At 53.7% G+C, this 1,439-nt stretch carries 1 protein-coding gene; it reads right to left on the bottom strand.

Annotated features, from left to right (window positions below):
• Positions 1 to 1,439 (bottom strand): hypothetical protein (locus tag ACO0LI_RS30580; RefSeq protein ID WP_423037693.1); only part of this gene is annotated, 1,439 nt, incomplete at both ends.

Here is a 1,439-nt window from a genome sequence, read left to right as displayed (position 1 = left end):
GTACCGGCAACATAGTTACCCAACAGTACAACGCGGTCATTACCAGCGCCGAGGCTCAGGAAGTTGGCGCCGCGGGCCAGTGTGACGTCCAGTGCAGATTGTGCTGTCAATGCGCCTGCATCGATGGAAACGCCGACTGTTGCGTTAGCAACGTTGGTGTTGTCGATAGCACGGATCGTCAGACGTTCTACGTGGGTTGTTGTGTTAGCAGCTTGATAGCTGTCAACCAGTGCATCAACGATCGTATCGTTCAACTGGATTTGGGACACTTGTGTGACTGCTGTGTCGTTTGTCAGTTCGATGTTACCGATGTTGCTGATACCGTTGAAGTCACCGATGGATGCGTTTGTTGCATTACGCAGTTCGATAACGTCGTCGTTCTTTTGGCTGTTGTTTGTGCTGTTGTTGTCAACTGCACCACCGTTGATGGCGTGGGAGCCATTGAAGTTGGCATCAGTGAAGATGATACGGTCGGCTGTGCGGGAAGCACCTTCTTCGCCGTTGTAGCTGAAGCGGCTTGTGGCGCTCAGTGTACGTGCGTCGATGACGACTGCGCTTTCAACGGCTGTACCAGCTGTGTCAGCGGCGTTCGCTGCATCATTGGCTGTGTCGTTGTCATTCACGATGGCCAGAACACCTGCGTTGTTGTTGGCAGCGATCAGGGCATCTGTCAATGTCAGACGGTAGTTACCTGCACCGTCAACACCGGCGTTGTTGGATGTACCAACCAGACGGATTGTTTCGAAACCGGAAACGTTCGTCCATTCAGACGCGCCCAGAGCGATAGTGTCGCCCAGTGCTGCACCTGTCAGGTCGCCGTCGATGACCAGTGTATCTGTACCAGCACCACCTACGACTGTGTCGGAGATCGTCAGGCCAGCACGTGTGTCTTGCAGGTTATCGAAAGTAACTGTGTCGTTACCAGCACCCATCTTGATGTTTTGCGCGCCGTTAGCAGCATTGCTTGTGGAAACGCGGATGATGACGCTGGCTGTTTCTGCGGATGCATCGATAGTGCCAGCAACCAGTTTGATCTGGCCAGCTGTTTTGGACAACTCTTGTACGCCAGCGATGTTAGCTGCTGCGCCGCCTGTTGTGTCGATACGGTACAAACCGCCGTTACCTGCGACTGTTGTGTCGAGGTTCAGGAATGTTGTAGCGGAACCAGCACCTGCTGTTGTGCCGATAGTGATGGTGCCTGTGTGGGCAGCAACGTTGGCCAGAGCAACTGTGTTGGATTCTGTGTCAGCATCAACCAGAGTGATGTTTTCTACGGCGTTGGTGTTCAACACGAAGTTGAAACGTGGGTCAACGTTCAAACCTTCAGCGATAGTGACAGCAACTGTGTCGGATGCGCCAGTAGCAACGGCCAGATTGGCGTTGATGGTGGATTGGCCGATGGCGTTGGAGCCTGTGTCGCTATGACGGATGGTGATAGC

This window comes from Undibacterium sp. Tian12W (genome assembly GCF_049339405.1).
In the GTDB taxonomy this organism is placed as follows: Bacteria; Pseudomonadota; Gammaproteobacteria; order Burkholderiales; family Burkholderiaceae_D; genus Undibacterium.
The sequence above is the reverse complement of the archived record's forward strand: the minus strand, read 5'-3'. Positions and strand labels throughout refer to the sequence as shown.